This window comes from Pantoea sp. SGAir0215 (assembly GCF_043543215.1).
Genome location: NZ_CP028031.1, coordinates 830746 through 849389 on the forward strand (window position 1 = coordinate 830746; position 18644 = coordinate 849389).

Genomic DNA, 18644 nt, shown 5'->3' on the forward strand with positions numbered 1-18644 from the left:
TTATACAGGCGGCACCGGCATTCATAACGCGTGCTGTCGTGAAGAGTGTTTTCCGAAGTCCGTCCTGTTAACGAAATCGACTCACGCCTGTTTACAGGCGAGCCGTAATTAAAAGCGTTTGTTGATATCGCTTCTCTTTAACCCGATATCTTTCAGCGCACTGTCGCTCAGTCTGCATAAAATCATGCGGGTTTCGCGCCGACACTGCCAGCGACGAAAATGATGCCAGATAAAGCGAAACAGGCTGAGTGAAACTGCAAAGGGTTTAGCGCTACGATTTTCCTCATATCCCATGATCCTGCCCTCAGTAAGTAACCTGAGAAATATTTTCATGCAGATACAATTTCCAATACAGATGCACCCGAAGCAATTATTTAACATACAGATTGCCGTCAGCGTGGACTGAATGGTAGAAATACAGGCTGTCTGTACTGTTTTGTCGGGTCATCAACCTGGCTGAGGTCAATCATGACGCGCTATCAACATTTAGCCACATTGCTGGAAAAACGTATTGAACAGGGGTTGTACCAAAGTGGCGAGCGCCTGCCCTCCGTTCGGAGTTTGAGCGTCGAACATGGTGTCAGCATCAGCACGGTACAGCAGGCCTATTATCTGCTGGAGCAGAAACAGCTGATTATTCCGCAGGCGCGTTCCGGGTATTTTGTGGCGCCGCATAAGGCGATGCCACCCATTCCGGCCTTAACGCGTCCGGCGCAATATCCGGTGGAAATTACCCAGTGGGATGCGGTGCTTGACCTGCTTAACAGCCGCCGGGAACAGGATGTACTGCAACTGGGCAGCGGTATGCCGGATTTAACGCAGTCCACACTGAAACCTCTGTGGAAGGCGTTTAGCCGTCAGGCGCAGCAGCAGGAAAGCACGCTGCTGAATTACGACAACCTTTACGGTGTCGCCCGGCTGAGAGAACAAATTGCCCGGTTGATGATCGACAGCGGCTGCCAGCTGACCTCAGAAGATATTGTGATTACCACAGGCTGCCACGAAGCGCTGTCAGTGTCCGTGCGCGCAGTATGCCAGCCCGGCGATATCATTGCGGTCGAATCGCCGTCATTTCACGGCATCATGCAGACATTACGTGGGTTCGGCATTCGGGCCATTGAGATTCCGACCGATTCTGTAACGGGAATCAGCCTTGAAGCGCTGGAACTGGCCTTTGATCAGTGGCCGATCAAAGCGGTCGTCGTCGTCCCTAACTGCAACAATCCTCTTGGCTTTATCATGCCCGAAAAGCGCAAGCGCGCGCTGCTGAGTCTGGTACAGCGTTTTGATGCGGCGATCATTGAAGACGATGTTTATGGTGAGCTGGCCTGGGAGTACCCGCGGCCTTCATCCATTAAATCTCTGGATACAGAAGGACGCGTATTGCTGTGCAGCTCGTTTTCCAAAACGCTGGCACCGGGTTTACGTGTGGGCTGGGTGGCGCCCGGACGCTTCCGCGATCGTGTTTTGCATATGAAATACATTGTGACAGGTTCTACCGCCACTCAGCCTCAGCATGCCGTAGCTGACTTTATCCAGCAGGGCCATTACCAGACGCATCTTCGGCGGATGCGCCAGGTTTACCAGCGCAATTACGACACCTTTTCCTGCTGGGTAAGGCATTACTTCCCTTGCGGTATCTGCGTCACGCGGCCTCAGGGCGGTTTTTTGATGTGGATTGAATTGCCTGAGGCATTTGATGCGGTGCAGCTCAACCACGAATTACGCAAATCAGGGATCCAGATTGCCGTAGGCTCGCTGTTTTCGGCCTCCGGAAAGTACCGTAACTGTCTGCGCCTGAATTACGCCTTGCCCGCAAGCGGTAAGATTGAACAGGCACTGGCCTTGACCGGTAAGGCTGTCGAGCGGGCGATGGCCGCCTGTGCGCATCAGCCGTCGGCTGACCTGTCCGCCGTTATCGATATCATCGCTTCAGGTGGTGAGAAGCAGGGCCAGAAAGAGGAGGGAACTGGCCCTGGTCAGGCCATCCCGGCCGGACGCCAGTGACTTTAAAGGACAGAAAAAAGCCGCGCCAGTCGCAATGTTCATTGCCGTGCGCGGCTTTCCAGTTTTTACTGCCTGTTGCACAACGTGCGCGTTTATCTGCGCGACAGGGCGGGGTTAATGCCCGGATTCGGGCTCAACAAGCCGTAACAGCTCGCGGGTGGCCGCCCGCCAGTCCTCTGCCTGCGTAATGGCGCTCACCACGGCGATACTGCCGACACCAGTTTCAAGTACCGCCGGAACGCGATCAATGCTGATGCCGCCAATCGCCACGGTAGAGATCCCCTGCAACCGACTCAGATGGCGTTTAAGTTCAGACAACCCCTGCGGAGAAGAGGGCATCACCTTCGTCTGAGTCGGAAAGATATGTCCCAGCGCAATGTAGGAAGGACGCAGCGCCAGCGCCCGATCCAGCTCAGCATCATCGTGCGTGGAAATGCCCAGGCGCAAGCCTGCGTCCAGAATGCGCTGCACATTGGCCACGGCCAGATCTTCCTGCCCCAGATGAACGCCATAAGCCTTATGCTTAATCGCCAGCTGCCAGTAGTCATTAATAAACAGGCGCGCCTGGTAACGCTGACCTGTTGCGATAGCCTGGATGATGGTGGGTTCAACGATCTCATCTGGCAGATCCTTAATCCGCAGCTGAATCGTGCGCACCCCGGCATCCAGTAAGCGTTCGATCCATTCGACGCTGTCGACCACCGGATACAGCCCTAATCGCGGCGCGGTAGCGGGAAAGGCGTTCATTTACTCCTCCTTAATCGCTGTGGCGGGATGGTAGAGTTCACCGCCCCGTTCACGGAAATGATCAGACATCTGCGCCATGCCAACCTCAATAGCCTGCGCTTCCGCTTCCTGTCTGGCAGCATAGTCACGCACTTCCTGCGTGATCTTCATTGAGCAAAACTTAGGGCCGCACATTGAACAGAAGTGGGCGACTTTACCCGATTCCTGTGGCAACGTTTCATCGTGATAGGCCCGGGCTGTATGAGGATCCAGCGCCAGATTGAACTGATCTTCCCAGCGAAATTCGAAGCGCGCTTTCGACATGGCGTTGTCGCGGATCTGCGCCCCCGGATGGCCTTTGGCCAGATCGGCAGCATGCGCGGCGATCTTGTAGGTGATTAATCCCTGTTTCACATCCTCTTTGTTTGGCAGGCCAAGATGCTCCTTCGGCGTGACGTAACACAACATCGCGCAGCCAAACCAGCCAATCATGGCGGCACCGATGCCAGAGGTAAAATGATCGTAGCCCGGCGCAATGTCGGTCGTCAGTGGGCCCAGAGTATAAAACGGCGCTTCATGGCAATGTTCCAGCTGCTCTGTCATGTTGCGACGGATCATCTGCATCGGGATATGGCCGGGGCCTTCGATCATCACCTGTACGTCATATTCCCAGGCTATTTTTGTCAGTTCACCCAGCGTGTGCAGCTCAGCGAACTGTGCTTCGTCGTTGGCGTCCTGAATCGATCCGGGGCGTAATCCGTCACCCAGGGACAAAGCGATATCGTAGGCTGCGCAAATTTCACAGATGTCGCGGAAGTGTTCATAGAGAAAGCTCTCCTTGTGATGAGACAGGCACCACTTCGCCATAATGGAGCCACCACGGGACACAATACCGGTCAGGCGTTTTGCAGTCATGGGAACGTAGCGCAGCAGCACACCCGCATGGATAGTAAAATAATCCACGCCCTGTTCGGCCTGCTCCAGTAACGTATCGCGGAAAATGTCCCAGTTCAGGTTTTCTGCCACACCGTTGACCTTCTCCAGTGCCTGATAAATCGGAACAGTGCCGATGGGAACAGGACTGTTACGCAGAATCCATTCACGGGTTTCATGAATATAGCGTCCGGTCGACAGATCCATGACCGTATCCGCGCCCCAGCGTGTGGACCAGACCAGCTTTTCTACTTCTTCTTCAATAGACGAGGTCACCGCTGAGTTACCAATGTTGGCATTCACCTTCACCAGAAAGTTGCGTCCAATGATCATCGGTTCGGATTCGGGATGGTTGATATTGGCCGGAATAATGGCGCGGCCAGCGGCCACTTCCTGACGTACAAACTCGGGGGTAATGTTTTCGGGCAGATGGGCACCAAAGCTGTGGCCCGGATGCTGTTGCAGCAGTACCTCACCACGAATGCGCTCACGGCCCATGTTCTCCCTGATGGCGATGAACTCCATCTCTGGTGTGATGATTCCCCGACGCGCGTAATGCAACTGGGTCACACAGCGGCCGGCTTTAGCACGGCGCGGCGTTGGCAGATGTTCAAAGCGCAGGTGATCCAGTCCGTCATCAGCCAGTCGCTGCTGCGTATACGCCGAGCTAATCTGCGTCAGTTTTTCGCTGTCGTCGCGCTCTTCAATCCAGCGAGCACGCAGTTTATCCAGTCCGCGATGCACGTCGATTTTTGCTGCCGGATCGCCATAGGCACCGGCGGTGTCATAAACCGGCACAGGCTCATTTTCCTGGTAAACGGGCTCATCTTTACTGCCGCCGGTCAATGTAGGGCTAAGCTGGATTTCGCGCATGGGGACACGAATGTCGTCACGACTGCCGGTCAGCCAGATACGTTTTGAGTTGGGAAAGGCACTGCCACCCTGCAGGGAATCAATGAATTCCTGTGCCTGAGCACGTTGTTCGCGACGGGTCGTTTTCGTAGTAGACATAGCAATATTCCAGTAAGTGGGAAGGTTGCTTGTCCGGAGTTCGGAAGGAGTAACGGCACAGCGGGCACCCTGAGTGCGGCGTACCGTAAAAATTTACTCTTGTTCCCTTCGCAGGTTCTAACCTGATCAGGTTCCGCGGATCCCGAATTAACGGTCTCAGCCCAATGGGCACTCCGACAAGATTTGGTTTAACGGTTAATCAGGTCCCGCAAGGACGTGCAACCGTCAAACCCTGACAACATAAAACAGATGTTTTAAAGCCCACTCAGCATAAGGGGGCTTTTTATGAATCACAAGTTATTTACATTTGCGGCACTGTTAAGCAGGGCGGGCAATTTCACTGTCGTTCGCCACAGGCGGAGTCAGGTGATTGTCCCATGCCATTTGGATAAGCTTGTCTTCAAGGGTAAAACGCGCTTCAAGAGCTTCGCCGACTTCTGACAAGGCGTGCTGAAACGTCACATAGTTGTCGTCGTCGATGGCCTGTTGCAGGTGGCCGTCATACAGCTGCATCAACTGCTCGGTATTGGCTTCCAGCGACGGGTAAATCTGCGCGGCAGCCAGCAGCGGACTGGTGCCGTCCATCTCTGCAATCAAACGCTGGTAAAGGCTAAAGTGACCGGATGAAAGATAATCGACCAGCGTGTGGCAAAAGTTATCCAGTGCCTGCTCGTCCAGGCGAGTCAGCGCTTCTTTTTTCGGCTTGATGCCGACCAAATGGTAATAAGAAACCAACAGCTGGCGGCGAGCTGCCAGCCATGAATCTACCAGTTCATTACTGCCACCTACGCGTTGGGTCAGAACGTCTAACTGGTTAAGCATAGTTAACTCCGTATGCGTTATGCACCTTCATATTTCAGATTAGCGATGCGCCAATTGCGCTTGTTCTCCGCGAACCTGTCGGGATAAATAAGCGTGCTGTCGTCTTGCAACCAGAATTATTTGGGTATAGTTGTTCATCTACACACTTAACATCGGGACTTCAGCGTGCGGGTTGACGCTAAGGATGACGAAATAAATGCAATGCGAAATTTCAAGCGTAGACGCTGGATGGTGGATTGTCAGTAGTGAACAGAAAATTTGGTTACCGCAAGGCGATTTACCTCACGGAAACGCACAGCAGTTTGGCCTTACCGGGCACCAGGGGCGCGTGATTGGCGAATGGCAGGGAGAGAAGGTCTGGCTGATTTGTGAAACGCGTTCGTCAGATATGTTGTCGTTGCGCCAGTTACTCAACGAAGATCCGGGCCTGTTTCAGCTGGCCGGGCGCGGTGTGCAGTTAGCAGAGTTTTACCGATCCCATCGCTGGTGCGGCTATTGTGGTCATGAGATGCATGCCAGTAAACGCGAATTTGCCTGCCTGTGTAGCCATTGCCGTGAACGTTATTACCCACAAATTGCGCCCTGTATTATCGTTGCTATCCGCCGTGGAGATGAGATCCTGCTGGCCAACCATGCGCGTCATCGTAATAACATTTACACTGTGCTGGCCGGGTTCGTTGAAGTCGGTGAGACCATTGAACAGGCGGTTGCACGCGAAGTGATGGAAGAGAGCAACGTGCGCGTGAAGAATGTCCGTTATGTCACTTCCCAGCCCTGGCCTTTCCCGCAGTCCTTAATGATGGCCTTTATGGCGGAGTATGACGGCGGCGACTTACAGCACGACGGTAAAGAGCTGTTGGATGCCGGATGGTTCCGTTTTGATGCGCTGCCTTTACTGCCTCCACCTGGCACCGTTGCCCGTCGATTAATTGAAGATACCGTTGCCCTCTGCCGCGCTGAGGCGTGAGAGTGCTACACTACTCGCTTGATACCGAGAGAGTCCTGACATGAGTGAACTGAAGAACGACCGTTATTTGCGCGCCCTGTTACGCCAGCCTGTCGATGTTACCCCCGTATGGATGATGCGCCAGGCCGGACGATATTTGCCGGAATATAAAGCCACGCGTGCCCAGGCGGGCGACTTTATGTCGCTGTGTAAGAATGCCGAGCTGGCCTGCGAAGTCACCCTGCAACCATTGCGTCGCTACAAGCTCGATGCGGCCATCCTCTTCAGTGATATTCTCACCATTCCTGATGCGATGGGATTAGGGCTGTACTTCGAAACGGGGGAAGGTCCATGCTTTTCAAACCCCGTAACCTGCCGTGCCGATGTCGATCGCCTGCCTGTTCCCGATCCTGAACAGGAACTGGGTTACGTGATGAATGCCGTACGGACCATCCGTAAGAACCTTAATGGTGAGGTGCCCTTAATTGGTTTTTCAGGCAGTCCGTGGACGCTGGCAACCTATATGGTAGAAGGCGGCAGTAGCAAGGCCTTCACCAAAATTAAAAAAATGATGTACGCCGAACCTGCCACATTGCATGCCATGCTGGATAAGCTGGCCGACAGCGTTATTCTCTATCTTAACGCTCAGATCCGCGCCGGGGCGCAGTCAGTCATGGTGTTTGACACCTGGGGCGGCGCATTGAGTGGCCGCGATTATCGCGAGTTCTCGCTGTATTACATGCATAAAATCGTCGACAGCGTACTGCACGAAAACGAAGGCCGTCGTGTGCCGATCACGCTGTTTACTAAAGGCGGCGGTCAGTGGCTTGAGGCCATGGCTGAAACAGGCTGTGATGCGCTGGGCCTGGACTGGACTATCGACATCAGTGAGGCCCGCCGTCGTGTCGGGCATAAAGTCGCCTTACAGGGCAATATGGATCCCTCCATGCTGTACGCACGACCGGCCCGTATCGAGCAGGAAGTGGCCAGTATTCTGGACGGTTTCGGCAAAGGTGAAGGCCACGTATTCAATCTGGGACATGGTATCCATCAGGATGTACCGCCAGAGCATGCCGGCGTCTTCGTTGAGGCGGTGCACCGCCTTTCCCGCCAGTATCATCAGGAGTCATAATGGATATTGCTGCACTTCGTGCGGAGCAACAACAGCGTGCCGCAGACGTCGTGCGGCAGGACGATTTTGATGTGCTGCCGCCACGCTTTATTGGTGGCGCAGACGTCGGGTTTGAACAGGAAGGTGCGGTCACGCGCGCGGCGCTGGTTATTCTTGAATACCCGTCGCTGAAGCTGGTGGAGCATCGTATCGCGCGCATCGAGACGACTATGCCGTACATTCCTGGCTTTCTCTCTTTCCGGGAATATCCCGCCTTGCTGGCGGCATGGAATATGCTGGAGCAGAAGCCTGACCTGTTGTTTGTCGACGGTCACGGCATTTCGCATCCGCGTCGGCTCGGTGTGGCGTCACACTTTGGACTGATGGTCGATGTTCCCACCATCGGTGTCGCCAAAAAGCGTTTGTGCGGACGGTTTGAGCCGCTGGACGAGACTCCCGGCAGTCGCCAGCCGTTAATGGATAAAGGGGAGCAAATTGGCTGGGTATGGCGCAGCAAGGTACGCTGTAATCCGCTGTTTGTGGCCACCGGGCATCGCGTCAGCCTGGACAGTGCCCTCGATTGGGTTGAAAAGTGTACTCAGGGCTACCGTTTACCGGAACCGACGCGCTGGGCAGATGCTGTCGCATCACGCCGACCTGCATTTCTGCGCTGGCAAAACGCGCTTTAGCACTGTTTGTAGGGCGCTTTTGCGTTACACTGCGGCCAGCGAAACGAATAAGAGCTCTGTGTATGTTACAAAACCCTGTGCATTTGCGTCTGGCAAAGCTGGAAAGCTGGCAACATCTGACGTTTATGGCTTGCCTGTGCGAGCGCATGTATCCTAATTACATGGCCTTTTGCCAGCAAACTGCGTTTGCCGATCCTGCGCTTTACCGCCGAATTCTCGATCTGATTTGGGAAACGCTGACGGTGAAAGATGCAAAGATCAACTTCGACAGTCAACTGGAAAAGCTCGAAGCTGCGATTCCGGATGGCGATGATTTTGAGGTCTACGGCGTGTATCCGGCCATCGATGCCTGTGTGGCATTAAGTGAAGTGCTGCACGCCCTGTTAAGTGGCGAAACGCTTGAACATGCGATTGAAGTCAGCAAGACCTCCATTACCACCGTGGCCATTCTGGAAATGACTCAGGCAGGTCGTGAAATGACCGATGAAGAGCTGCGGGAAAACCCGGCTGTCATCGACGAATGGGACCTGCAATGGGAGATTTTTCGCCTGCTCGCAGACTGTGAAGAGCGAGACCTTGAATTGATAAAAGGTCTGCGATCCGACCTGCGCGAGGCGGGAATTAGTAACATCGGTATAAAAATTCAGCAATAAGGCGAGAAAACGTGACTTCAGGCCTTAATTAGCGCGCCTGGAGGCTTCACATCAGCCCCCTGTCTGGTCTACATTTGGGGGGCTGAAAATTGTGGCTATCGGTGCGTGCAGGCTGAAGAGTGCCCGAAGTTGGCTTTTCCCTCGCACTCGTTGCTTAGCAAGCGATAAATACACTTTAAGGATAACTTATGAACAAGACTCAACTGATTGATGTGATCGCAGAAAAAGCTGACCTGTCTAAAACCCAGGCCAAGGCAGCGCTGGAATCTACTCTGGCTGCAATCACTGAGTCTCTGAAAGAGGGTGATGCTGTACAACTGGTTGGTTTTGGTACTTTTAAAGTGAACCACCGCGCTGAGCGTACCGGTCGTAACCCACAGACTGGCAAAGAAATCAAAATCGCTGCGGCAAACGTACCTGCATTCGTGTCTGGTAAAGCTCTGAAAGACGCCGTCAAGTAAGACGTCGCATAGCGGTAAAGTTTTAAACAGGGGCGATTTCGCCCCTTTTGTTTAAGGGCCAGCCACCATGACTACGCTGCTTCAGCGCTTTTCCGCCCTGCTTCTCTCCTCACTGATTATCGGGTGCAGTTCCACCCCCGACATTCCCGCCTTTTCCGCCAGTGGTTATCTGGCCGACCGTGGCAGTGTGCGTATCTGGCGTAAGAATACGGATCATCAGTCTGTGCATATTCGTACGCTGTACAACCCGTTTAACAGCGAAAAAAGCGAAACGACAGACTACCGCTGGCTGGGCGATCATCTGGTCAGCGTTGAGCGTCAGGTGAAAGGCGCGCCTCCCGACGATGTCACCCTGCGATTTGACCAGAATGGCAGTCTTAACTTTATGCAGCGCCAGCTTGCTACTCAACGTGAAGCGGTCAGCCCTGATACGGTGGAACTTTATAAGTTTGACGCGCAACGTATGCGGGACGTCAGCGATGCGCTCTTAAGCGGTCGGGTGTTTCTGAAGCAGGGGCACTGGGCAGGGGGCAATGTCGTGGAGACCTGTGACGGCCAAAAGGTGACGCCAGCGTTTGACAGTGAGGCATGGCAGACGCTCACGCATTACCGCCGTCATTCCGCTGGTCCCTTGATGGTTTCATGGCTGGAAGCGCCAGAAGGCGTTCAACTGTTGCGGGTCAGCCACAAAGACGAATGTGCAGATGAGCCCAAAGAGGCGGATTTCTGAGACATGAAAAAGGGGCACAACGTGTGCCCCTGTCATCGTTACTGGCGACCAATGGCGCGATAGCCGATATCGCGGCGGCAGAAACTGCCTTGCCAGGAAATCGGCTGAGCAAGCGCATAAGCGCGCTTCTGCGCAGCGGCAACGTCATCGCCTAACGCGGTGACGCACAACACACGTCCACCGTTAGTCAGTACGCGGTCGCCTTCCAGACGTGTACCGGCATGGAAAACTTTGCCGTCAGCCGCTTCTTCCTGCGGCAAACCGTGAATCAGTTCGCCGTTCGCGTAGGGGCCAGGGTAGCCACCTGCCGCCAGCACCACACCCAGCGAAGGGCGGGGATCCCATTGTGAGTCTTTTTGATCGAGCTTGCCTTCACAGGCAGCCAGACAGAGATCCACCAGATCCGATTGCAGGCGCAGCATAATGGGCTGCGTTTCCGGATCGCCGAAACGGCAGTTGAATTCGATCACTTTTGGCTGACCGGTCTTATCGATCATCAGCCCGGCATATAAGAAGCCTGTGTAGACATTCCCTTCTGCTGCCATGCCACGTACGGTTGGCCAGATGACCTGGTCCATGACGCGCTGGTGGATTTCATCCGTCACCACTGGTGCAGGAGAGTAAGCGCCCATACCGCCGGTGTTTGGCCCTGTATCCCCCTCGCCGACGCGTTTGTGATCCTGACTGGTGGCCATCGGCAGGACATTCTCGCCATCGACCATCACGATAAAACTGGCTTCTTCACCGTCCAGGAACTCTTCGATCACAATACGGTGCCCGGCGTCACCAAAGGCGTTGCCCGCCAGCATATCCTGCACCGCGTTTTCGGCTTCCTGCAACGTCATGGCCACAATGACACCTTTACCGGCAGCCAGGCCATCGGCTTTGATGACAATGGGCGCCCCTTTTTCACGCAGGTAGGCCAGCGCAGGGGCGACCTCGGTGAAATTATGGTATTCGGCAGTGGGGATGTTGTGACGTGCAAGGAAGTCTTTCGTGAACGCTTTCGAACCTTCCAGCTGTGCGGCAGCCTGAGTCGGACCAAAGATTTTTAAGCCGGCGGCACGGAATGCATCCACCACGCCAATCACCAGCGGCGCTTCGGGTCCAACGATAGTGAGATCGATCTGTTCACGTTGCGCAAAGGCAAGTAATGCCGGGATATCTGTTGGGGAAATATCGACGTTCTGTAAAGCCGGTTCCAGCGCCGTACCTGCATTACCAGGGGCGACAAAAACGGCCGTTGCCAGCGGCGACTGGGCGGCTTTCCAGGCCAGGGCATGTTCACGTCCGCCGTTACCGATGATTAAAATTTTCATAAAACGCTCCACAGAATTAATGACGGAAGTGACGCATATCAGTAAAGATCATGGCAATACCGTGTTCATCGGCAGCTGCAATCACTTCGTCGTCGCGGATAGAGCCGCCTGGCTGAATTACACAGCTCACGCCCACGGCTGCAGCGGCATCAATACCATCACGGAATGGGAAGAACGCATCGGAAGCCATCGCAGAACCTTTAACTTCGAGACCTTCATCACCCGCTTTGATGCCCGCAATTTTGGCAGAATAGACGCGGCTCATCTGGCCCGCACCTATGCCAATAGTCATGTTGTCGCGTGCATAGACAATGGCGTTGGACTTAACGAATTTAGCCACTTTCCAGCAGAACAGAGCATCACGCAGTTCCTGTTCAGAAGGCTGACGCTTGCTGACGACACGCAACTGGCTGGCATCGACCATCCCGAGATCGCGATCCTGAACCAGCAGACCACCATTCACCCGTTTGAAATCCAGCGCGGCGACACGGCCCTGCCATTCACCACATACCAGTACACGAACGTTTTGTTTCGCCGCCGTGATTTTCAGGGCCGCTTCGGTCGCCGAAGGGGCGATGATCACTTCAACAAACTGCCGGCTGATAATGGCCTGTGCGGTCGCCTCGTCCAGTTCACGGTTAAACGCAATAATACCGCCAAATGCAGAGGTAGGATCGGTCTGGTAAGCGCGCTCGTAAGCCGCCAGAATGGACTCGCCGACGGCCACGCCGCAAGGATTAGCATGCTTTACAATGACGCAGGCGGGCTCAGCGAATTCTTTTACGCACTCCAGTGCTGCATCGGTATCCGCAATGTTGTTATAAGACAGTGCTTTGCCCTGCACCTGCTCGGCGGTAGCGACAGAGGCCTCCTGTACATTTTCTTCTATATAGAAGGCGGCATCCTGATGGCTGTTCTCGCCATAACGCATATCCTGCTTTTTAACGAAGTTAAGATTGAGGGTACGTGGGAAGCGTCCTGCCGGCTGCTCAGTTTCACCATGGTAGGCGGGAACCATGCTACCGAAGTAGTTGGCAATCATGCTGTCGTACGCAGCGGTGTGTTCAAACGCTTTGATCGCCAGGTCAAAACGGGTTTCCAGCGTCAGTGAGTTTTGGTTAGCGTCCAGCTCGGCGATGATGGCCGGGTAGTCGCTGCTCTTTACCACAATCGCCACATCTTTGTGGTTCTTGGCCGCCGAGCGCACCATGGTTGGGCCACCAATATCAATGTTCTCTACGGCATCTTCCAGTGAGCAGTCTGGTTTCGCGACGGTTTGTGCAAAGGGATAAAGGTTAACGACCACCATATCGATAGGGTTGATAGCGTGCTGCGCCATTACCGCATCATCTTGTCCGCGACGTCCCAGAATGCCGCCATGGACCTTCGGGTGCAGCGTTTTAACGCGTCCATCCATCATTTCCGGGAAACCGGTGTAGTCAGACACTTCGATGACGGGGAGCCCTGCCTCTGCCAGCAGACGTGCGGTGCCGCCTGTAGAGAGCAGCTCAACACCACGTTGGGAGAGTGCCTGAGCAAATTCGAGGATGCCGGCTTTATCAGAAACACTGAGCAGGGCGCGGCGTAAAGGACGAGGTTGTTGCATGGTGGTTTTATCCCTTGGCTTTGATTCGCGTAAATAAGAGCGTTACATCAAGTTTGCGAGCTTTCTTTCTCTTTATAGAAAAGTGAAAACGCGAAAACTTCAGGTAACGCCCCGAAAAGGGGCATCCATAGCGTTGCGGGGGCATTGTAGCGAAAACGTTTGCGTGATGCTCGTCTAAATTTGTACGTAACAGGAATGTGGATAACTTTGTGTGTAACTGCGTATAAGGCGGGCTTTTGCTGTGGAATGCAGCGAACAGTCATTTTTATTGAATTTAGCCCTTGTCAGCCCGCGAGAACTCCCTATAATGCGCCTCCATCGACACGGCACAACGGCTTACGGAATGCGGTGTTGAGAGGGTCAGGCAACTGAGCCGCCGGAGAAAAACTTCTGAAAAAGAGGTTGACTCTGAAGGAGGAAAGCGTAATATACGCCACCTCGCAACAGACGGTTAACCCGCTGGTTGCACTGCTCTTTAACAATTTATCAGACAATCTGTGTGGGCACTCGCAGGATTGATATCCGCGTCTCCGGACGCAAAAAAATATCAAGTCTTAAGAGTGAACACGTATTGAAATTCATTACGACGTTTTCCTTGAGCATCGCTGCACTGGTTGCAGCAAATCAAACTTTAAATTGAAGAGTTTGATCATGGCTCAGATTGAACGCTGGCGGCAGGCCTAACACATGCAAGTCGGACGGTAGCACAGAGGAGCTTGCTCCTCGGGTGACGAGTGGCGGACGGGTGAGTAATGTCTGGGAAACTGCCCGATGGAGGGGGATAACTACTGGAAACGGTAGCTAATACCGCATAACGTCGCAAGACCAAAGTGGGGGACCTTCGGGCCTCACACCATCGGATGTGCCCAGATGGGATTAGCTTGTAGGCGGGGTAACGGCCCACCTAGGCGACGATCCCTAGCTGGTCTGAGAGGATGACCAGCCACACTGGAACTGAGACACGGTCCAGACTCCTACGGGAGGCAGCAGTGGGGAATATTGCACAATGGGCGCAAGCCTGATGCAGCCATGCCGCGTGTATGAAGAAGGCCTTCGGGTTGTAAAGTACTTTCAGCGGGGAGGAAGGTGTTGAGGTTAATAACCTCAGCAATTGACGTTACCCGCAGAAGAAGCACCGGCTAACTCCGTGCCAGCAGCCGCGGTAATACGGAGGGTGCAAGCGTTAATCGGAATTACTGGGCGTAAAGCGCACGCAGGCGGTCTGTTAAGTCAGATGTGAAATCCCCGGGCTTAACCTGGGAACTGCATTTGAAACTGGCAGGCTTGAGTCTCGTAGAGGGGGGTAGAATTCCAGGTGTAGCGGTGAAATGCGTAGAGATCTGGAGGAATACCGGTGGCGAAGGCGGCCCCCTGGACGAAGACTGACGCTCAGGTGCGAAAGCGTGGGGAGCAAACAGGATTAGATACCCTGGTAGTCCACGCCGTAAACGATGTCGACTTGGAGGTTGTTCCCTTGAGGAGTGGCTTCCGGAGCTAACGCGTTAAGTCGACCGCCTGGGGAGTACGGCCGCAAGGTTAAAACTCAAATGAATTGACGGGGGCCCGCACAAGCGGTGGAGCATGTGGTTTAATTCGATGCAACGCGAAGAACCTTACCTACTCTTGACATCCAGCGAACTTTCCAGAGATGGATTGGTGCCTTCGGGAACGCTGAGACAGGTGCTGCATGGCTGTCGTCAGCTCGTGTTGTGAAATGTTGGGTTAAGTCCCGCAACGAGCGCAACCCTTATCCTTTGTTGCCAGCGATTCGGTCGGGAACTCAAAGGAGACTGCCGGTGATAAACCGGAGGAAGGTGGGGATGACGTCAAGTCATCATGGCCCTTACGAGTAGGGCTACACACGTGCTACAATGGCGCATACAAAGAGAAGCGACCTCGCGAGAGCAAGCGGACCTCATAAAGTGCGTCGTAGTCCGGATCGGAGTCTGCAACTCGACTCCGTGAAGTCGGAATCGCTAGTAATCGTGGATCAGAATGCCACGGTGAATACGTTCCCGGGCCTTGTACACACCGCCCGTCACACCATGGGAGTGGGTTGCAAAAGAAGTAGGTAGCTTAACCTCCGGGAGGGCGCTTACCACTTTGTGATTCATGACTGGGGTGAAGTCGTAACAAGGTAACCGTAGGGGAACCTGCGGTTGGATCACCTCCTTACCTGAAGATACCTTCGTGCGAAGTGCTCACACAGATTGTCTGATAGAAAGCTGAAGAAGCAAGACGGCTGCGAAGCCGAGACACACGTACGTGTCCCCTTCGTCTAGCGGTTAGGACTCCGCCCTTTCACGGCGGCAACAGGGGTTCGAATCCCCTAGGGGACGCCACTTGCTTGGTGACAGGTGAAAGGTGTCTCCACGAAGTATCTCAAAACTGGCCTCAGGGTCACGTTTGAGATATTTGCTCTTTAACAATCCGGAACAAGCTGAAAATTTGAAACGACGCACGTCGTGTTCCTCCGTAATAAGGAACACAGCACGATGCGTTCGGGTCTCTCAAAAGCTTACAGCTTACAAGCAACTGTTATGCAGTAGCGCGCGAGCAGTAAAGAAAGCAAGGCGCGTCGGCGCACAGCCAGCGGAGCGTACTGAAGTACGTGAGCATGGCGAGCACCGCGCAACGATGCATTCTTTACGCGCAGCCGTTACGGTAAACAGATAAACGCCTGTGGGTTGTGAGGTTAAGCGACCAAGCGTACACGGTGGATGCCCTGGCAGTCAGAGGCGATGAAGGGCGTGCTAATCTGCGATAAGCGCCGGTAAGGTGATATGAACCGCTACAACCGGCGATACCCGAATGGGGAAACCCAGTGTGATTCGTCACACTATCATGCAGTGAATACATAGCGGCATGAGGCGAACCGGGGGAACTGAAACATCTAAGTACCCCGAGGAAAAGAAATCAACCGAGATTCCCCCAGTAGCGGCGAGCGAACGGGGAGGAGCCCAGAACCTGCATCAGCTTGTGCATCAGTGGAAGCGTCTGGAAAGTCGCAGGGTACAGGGTGATACTCCCGTACACAAAGGTGCACAGGCTGTGAGTTCGATGAGTAAGGCGGGACACGTGGTATCCTGTCTGAATATGGGGGGACCATCCTCCAAGGCTAAATACTCCTGACTGACCGATAGTGAACCAGTACCGTGAGGGAAAGGCGAAAAGAACCCCGGCGAGGGGAGTGAAACAGAACCTGAAACCGTGTACGTACAAGCAGTGGGAGCACCTTCGTGGTGTGACTGCGTACCTTTTGTATAATGGGTCAGCGACTTATATTCTGTAGCAAGGTTAACCGTATAGGGGAGCCGCAGGGAAACCGAGTCTTAACTGGGCGTTAAGTTGCAGGGTATAGACCCGAAACCCGGTGATCTAGCCATGGGCAGGTTGAAGGTTGGGTAACACTAACTGGAGGACCGAACCGACTAATGTTGAAAAATTAGCGGATGACCTGTGGCTGGGGGTGAAAGGCCAATCAAACCGGGAGATAGCTGGTTCTCCCCGAAAGCTATTTAGGTAGCGCCTCGTGAACTCATCTCCGGGGGTAGAGCACTGTTTCGGCTAGGGGGCCATCCCGGCTTACCAACCCGATGCAAACTGCGAATACCGGAGAATGTTATCACGGGAGACACACGGCGGGTGCTAACGTCCGTCGTGAAGAGGGAAACAACCCAGACCGCCAGCTAAGGTCCCAAAGTCATGGTTAAGTGGGAAACGATGTGGGAAGGCACAGACAGCCAGGATGTTGGCTTAGAAGCAGCCATCATTTAAAGAAAGCGTAATAGCTCACTGGTCGAGTCGGCCTGCGCGGAAGATGTAACGGGGCTAAACCATGCACCGAAGCTGCGGCAGCGACGCGCAAGCGTTGCTGGGTAGGGGAGCGTTCTGTAAGCCGCTGAAGGTGTGCTGTGAGGCATGCTGGAGGTATCAGAAGTGCGAATGCTGACATAAGTAACGATAAACAAGGTGAAAAACCTTGTCGCCGGAAGACCAAGGGTTCCTGTTCAACGTTAATCGGAGCAGGGTGAGTCGACCCCTAAGGCGAGGCCGAAAGGCGTAGTCGATGGGAAACAGGTTAATATTCCTGTACTTGGTGTTACTGCGAAGGGGGGACGGAGAAGGCTATATCGGCCGGGCGACGGTTGTCCCGGTTTAAGCGTGTAGGTGTGTGCGCCAGGCAAATCCGGTGCACTTTACACTGAGGCGTGACGACGAGGCACTACGGTGCTGAAGTGATAAATGCCCTGCTTCCAGGAAAAGCCTCTAAGCATCAGGTAACACGAAATCGTACCCCAAACCGACACAGGTGGTCAGGTAGAGAATACCCAGGCGCTTGAGAGAACTCGGGTGAAGGAACTAGGCAAAATGGTGCCGTAACTTCGGGAGAAGGCACGCTGGCGCGTAGGTGAGGGGACTTGCTCCCGGAGCCGAGGCCAGTCGAAGATACCAGCTGGCTGCAACTGTTTATTAAAAACACAGCACTGTGCAAACACGAAAGTGGACGTATACGGTGTGACGCCTGCCCGGTGCCGGAAGGTTAATTGATGGGGTTATCCGTAAGGAGAAGCTCTTGATCGAAGCCCCGGTAAACGGCGGCCGTAACTATAACGGTCCTAAGGTAGCGAAATTCCTTGTCGGGTAAGTTCCGACCTGCACGAATGGCGTAATGATGGCCAGGCTGTCTCCACCCGAGACTCAGTGAAATTGAAATCGCTGTGAAGATGCAGTGTACCCGCGGCAAGACGGAAAGACCCCGTGAACCTTTACTACAGCTTGACACTGAACACTGAGCCTTGATGTGTAGGATAGGTGGGAGGCTTTGAAGCGTGGACGCCAGTCTGCGTGGAGCCGTCCTTGAAATACCACCCTTTAATGTTTGGTGTTCTAACGTGGGCCCGTGATCCGGGCTGCGGACAGTGTCTGGTGGGTAGTTTGACTGGGGCGGTCTCCTCCCAAAGCGTAACGGAGGAGCACGAAGGTTGGCTAATCCTGGTCGGACATCAGGAGGTTAGTGCAATGGCATAAGCCAGCTTGACTGCGAGAGTGACGGCTCGAGCAGGTGCGAAAGCAGGTCATAGTGATCCGGTGGTTCTGAATGGAAGGGCCATCGCTCAACGGATAAAAGGTACTCCGGGGATAACAGGCTGATACCGCCCAAGAGTTCATATCGACGGCGGTGTTTGGCACCTCGATGTCGGCTCATCACATCCTGGGGCTGAAGTAGGTCCCAAGGGTACGGCTGTTCGCCGTTTAAAGTGGTACGCGAGCTGGGTTTAGAACGTCGTGAGACAGTTCGGTCCCTATCTGCCGTGGGCGCTGGAGAATTGAGGGGGGTTGCTCCTAGTACGAGAGGACCGGAGTGAACGCACCGCTGGTGTCCGGGTTGTCACGCCAGTGGCACTGCCCGGTAGCTAAGTGCGGAAAAGATAAGTGCTGAAAGCATCTAAGCACGAAACTTGCCCCGAGATGAGTTCTCCCTGAGACTTTAAGTCTCCTGAAGGGACGTTGAAGACGACGACGTTGATAGGCCGGGTGTGTAAGCGCAGCGATGCGTTGAGCTTACCGGTACTAATGACCCGTGAGGCTTAACCTTACAACGCCAGAGGCGTTTTGGGTTGAGAGAC

At 54.2% G+C, this 18644-nt stretch carries 13 protein-coding genes, 1 tRNA gene, 2 rRNA genes and 1 riboswitch; of the genes, 10 read left to right on the top strand and 6 right to left on the bottom strand.

Going from position 1 to position 18644, the window contains the following annotated elements; translation table 11 throughout:
- Positions 1-108 precede the first annotated feature (108 nt).
- The gene (locus C1N64_RS04005; protein WP_033737966.1) at positions 109-294 is read right to left on the bottom strand and encodes a DUF1127 domain-containing protein; all 186 of its coding nucleotides are present in this window, start codon (positions 292-294) and stop codon (positions 109-111) included.
- A gap of 174 nt (positions 295-468) precedes the next feature.
- Here C1N64_RS04005 and C1N64_RS04010 point away from each other — a divergent pair, with 174 nt between their 5' ends.
- Positions 469-2007 carry an aminotransferase-like domain-containing protein gene (locus C1N64_RS04010; RefSeq protein WP_054634706.1) on the top strand — a complete coding sequence of 513 codons (1539 nt, stop codon included), beginning with the start codon at positions 469-471 and terminating at the stop codon, positions 2005-2007.
- A 114-nt stretch (positions 2008-2121) separates the two neighbouring features.
- On the opposite strand, the gene thiE is transcribed toward C1N64_RS04010, so the two are convergent.
- The 3 genes from thiE to C1N64_RS04025 form a co-directional block, all read right to left on the bottom strand.
- A complete protein-coding gene (thiE, locus tag C1N64_RS04015; protein WP_033737961.1) occupies positions 2122-2754 on the bottom strand; it encodes a thiamine phosphate synthase in 633 nt (210 codons plus the stop codon).
- Positions 2755-4677 (bottom strand): phosphomethylpyrimidine synthase ThiC, encoded by a 1923-nt coding sequence (gene thiC / locus C1N64_RS04020; RefSeq protein WP_033737960.1) that lies wholly within the window; start codon positions 4675-4677, stop codon positions 2755-2757.
- Positions 4678-4763: 86 nt separating this feature from the next.
- Positions 4764-4863, bottom strand: a riboswitch (TPP riboswitch).
- Positions 4864-4995: 132 nt separating this feature from the next.
- Positions 4996-5499: an Rsd/AlgQ family anti-sigma factor gene (locus C1N64_RS04025; protein ID WP_033737958.1), complete on the bottom strand. Its 504-nt coding sequence runs from the start codon at positions 5497-5499 to the stop codon at positions 4996-4998.
- 196 nt (positions 5500-5695) lie between these two features.
- Here C1N64_RS04025 and nudC point away from each other — a divergent pair, with 196 nt between their 5' ends.
- The 6 genes from nudC (at position 5696) to C1N64_RS04055 (ending at position 10089) form a co-directional block, all read left to right on the top strand.
- Positions 5696-6466 (top strand): NAD(+) diphosphatase, encoded by a 771-nt coding sequence (gene nudC, locus C1N64_RS04030; RefSeq protein ID WP_033737957.1) that lies wholly within the window; start codon positions 5696-5698, stop codon positions 6464-6466.
- A gap of 40 nt (positions 6467-6506) precedes the next feature.
- Entirely contained in the window at positions 6507-7577 is a 1071-nt protein-coding gene (gene hemE, locus C1N64_RS04035) for a uroporphyrinogen decarboxylase (protein WP_394515263.1), read from the top strand.
- Positions 7577-8245, top strand: coding sequence for a deoxyribonuclease V (gene nfi, locus C1N64_RS04040; protein ID WP_033737954.1), 669 nt, complete (start codon positions 7577-7579; stop codon positions 8243-8245). Before hemE ends, nfi begins: the two co-directional genes overlap by 1 nt.
- 62 nt (positions 8246-8307) lie before the next feature.
- The gene (locus C1N64_RS04045) at positions 8308-8898 is read left to right on the top strand and encodes a YjaG family protein (protein ID WP_006121510.1); all 591 of its coding nucleotides are present in this window, start codon (positions 8308-8310) and stop codon (positions 8896-8898) included.
- A gap of 188 nt (positions 8899-9086) precedes the next feature.
- Positions 9087-9359: a nucleoid-associated protein HU-alpha gene (gene hupA, locus C1N64_RS04050; protein WP_006121511.1), complete on the top strand. Its 273-nt coding sequence runs from the start codon at positions 9087-9089 to the stop codon at positions 9357-9359.
- A gap of 67 nt (positions 9360-9426) precedes the next feature.
- Positions 9427-10089, top strand: a complete 663-nt coding sequence (locus C1N64_RS04055; protein WP_033737951.1) for a DUF1481 domain-containing protein — start codon at positions 9427-9429, stop codon at positions 10087-10089.
- A 38-nt stretch (positions 10090-10127) separates the two neighbouring features.
- Here the strand turns inward: C1N64_RS04055 and purD are convergent, their stop codons facing one another.
- Together purD and purH are read right to left on the bottom strand one after the other, a co-directional pair.
- On the bottom strand, positions 10128-11408 hold the full coding sequence (purD, locus tag C1N64_RS04060) for a phosphoribosylamine--glycine ligase (RefSeq protein ID WP_367143499.1): 1281 nt from the start codon (positions 11406-11408) through the stop codon (positions 10128-10130).
- A gap of 16 nt (positions 11409-11424) precedes the next feature.
- Complete coding sequence (gene purH, locus C1N64_RS04065) at positions 11425-13014, bottom strand: bifunctional phosphoribosylaminoimidazolecarboxamide formyltransferase/IMP cyclohydrolase (RefSeq protein ID WP_054634702.1); 1590 nt, start codon at positions 13012-13014, stop codon at positions 11425-11427.
- 633 nt (positions 13015-13647) lie between these two features.
- Between purH and C1N64_RS04070 the strand changes: the two genes are divergently transcribed.
- The 3 genes from C1N64_RS04070 (at position 13648) to C1N64_RS04080 (ending at position 18613) form a co-directional block, all read left to right on the top strand.
- Positions 13648-15189, top strand: a 16S ribosomal RNA gene (locus C1N64_RS04070).
- A 92-nt stretch (positions 15190-15281) separates the two neighbouring features.
- Positions 15282-15356, top strand: a tRNA-Glu gene (locus C1N64_RS04075).
- Positions 15357-15707: 351 nt separating this feature from the next.
- Positions 15708-18613, top strand: a 23S ribosomal RNA gene (locus C1N64_RS04080).
- Together the 16S and 23S rRNA genes with 1 tRNA gene alongside form the textbook arrangement of a ribosomal RNA operon.
- Positions 18614-18644 lie beyond the last annotated feature (31 nt).

What these genes read in the sequence shown, in the direction of transcription:
- hemE (WP_394515263.1), top strand. Translation starts at nt 6,507, where the DNA reads ATGAGTGAACTGAAGAACGACCGTTATTTGCGCGCCCTGTTACGCCAG.
- C1N64_RS04055 (WP_033737951.1), top strand. Translation starts at nt 9,427, where the DNA reads ATGACTACGCTGCTTCAGCGCTTTTCCGCCCTGCTTCTCTCCTCACTG.
- C1N64_RS04010 (WP_054634706.1), top strand. Translation starts at nt 469, where the DNA reads ATGACGCGCTATCAACATTTAGCCACATTGCTGGAAAAACGTATTGAA.
- thiC (WP_033737960.1), bottom strand. Translation starts at nt 4,677, where the DNA reads ATGTCTACTACGAAAACGACCCGTCGCGAACAACGTGCTCAGGCACAG.
- C1N64_RS04045 (WP_006121510.1), top strand. Translation starts at nt 8,308, where the DNA reads ATGTTACAAAACCCTGTGCATTTGCGTCTGGCAAAGCTGGAAAGCTGG.
- purH (WP_054634702.1), bottom strand. Translation starts at nt 13,014, where the DNA reads ATGCAACAACCTCGTCCTTTACGCCGCGCCCTGCTCAGTGTTTCTGAT.
- C1N64_RS04005 (WP_033737966.1), bottom strand. Translation starts at nt 294, where the DNA reads ATGGGATATGAGGAAAATCGTAGCGCTAAACCCTTTGCAGTTTCACTC.
- nudC (WP_033737957.1), top strand. Translation starts at nt 5,696, where the DNA reads ATGCAATGCGAAATTTCAAGCGTAGACGCTGGATGGTGGATTGTCAGT.
- thiE (WP_033737961.1), bottom strand. Translation starts at nt 2,754, where the DNA reads ATGAACGCCTTTCCCGCTACCGCGCCGCGATTAGGGCTGTATCCGGTG.
- nfi (WP_033737954.1), top strand. Translation starts at nt 7,577, where the DNA reads ATGGATATTGCTGCACTTCGTGCGGAGCAACAACAGCGTGCCGCAGAC.
- hupA (WP_006121511.1), top strand. Translation starts at nt 9,087, where the DNA reads ATGAACAAGACTCAACTGATTGATGTGATCGCAGAAAAAGCTGACCTG.
- purD (WP_367143499.1), bottom strand. Translation starts at nt 11,408, where the DNA reads ATGAAAATTTTAATCATCGGTAACGGCGGACGTGAACATGCCCTGGCC.
- C1N64_RS04025 (WP_033737958.1), bottom strand. Translation starts at nt 5,499, where the DNA reads ATGCTTAACCAGTTAGACGTTCTGACCCAACGCGTAGGTGGCAGTAAT.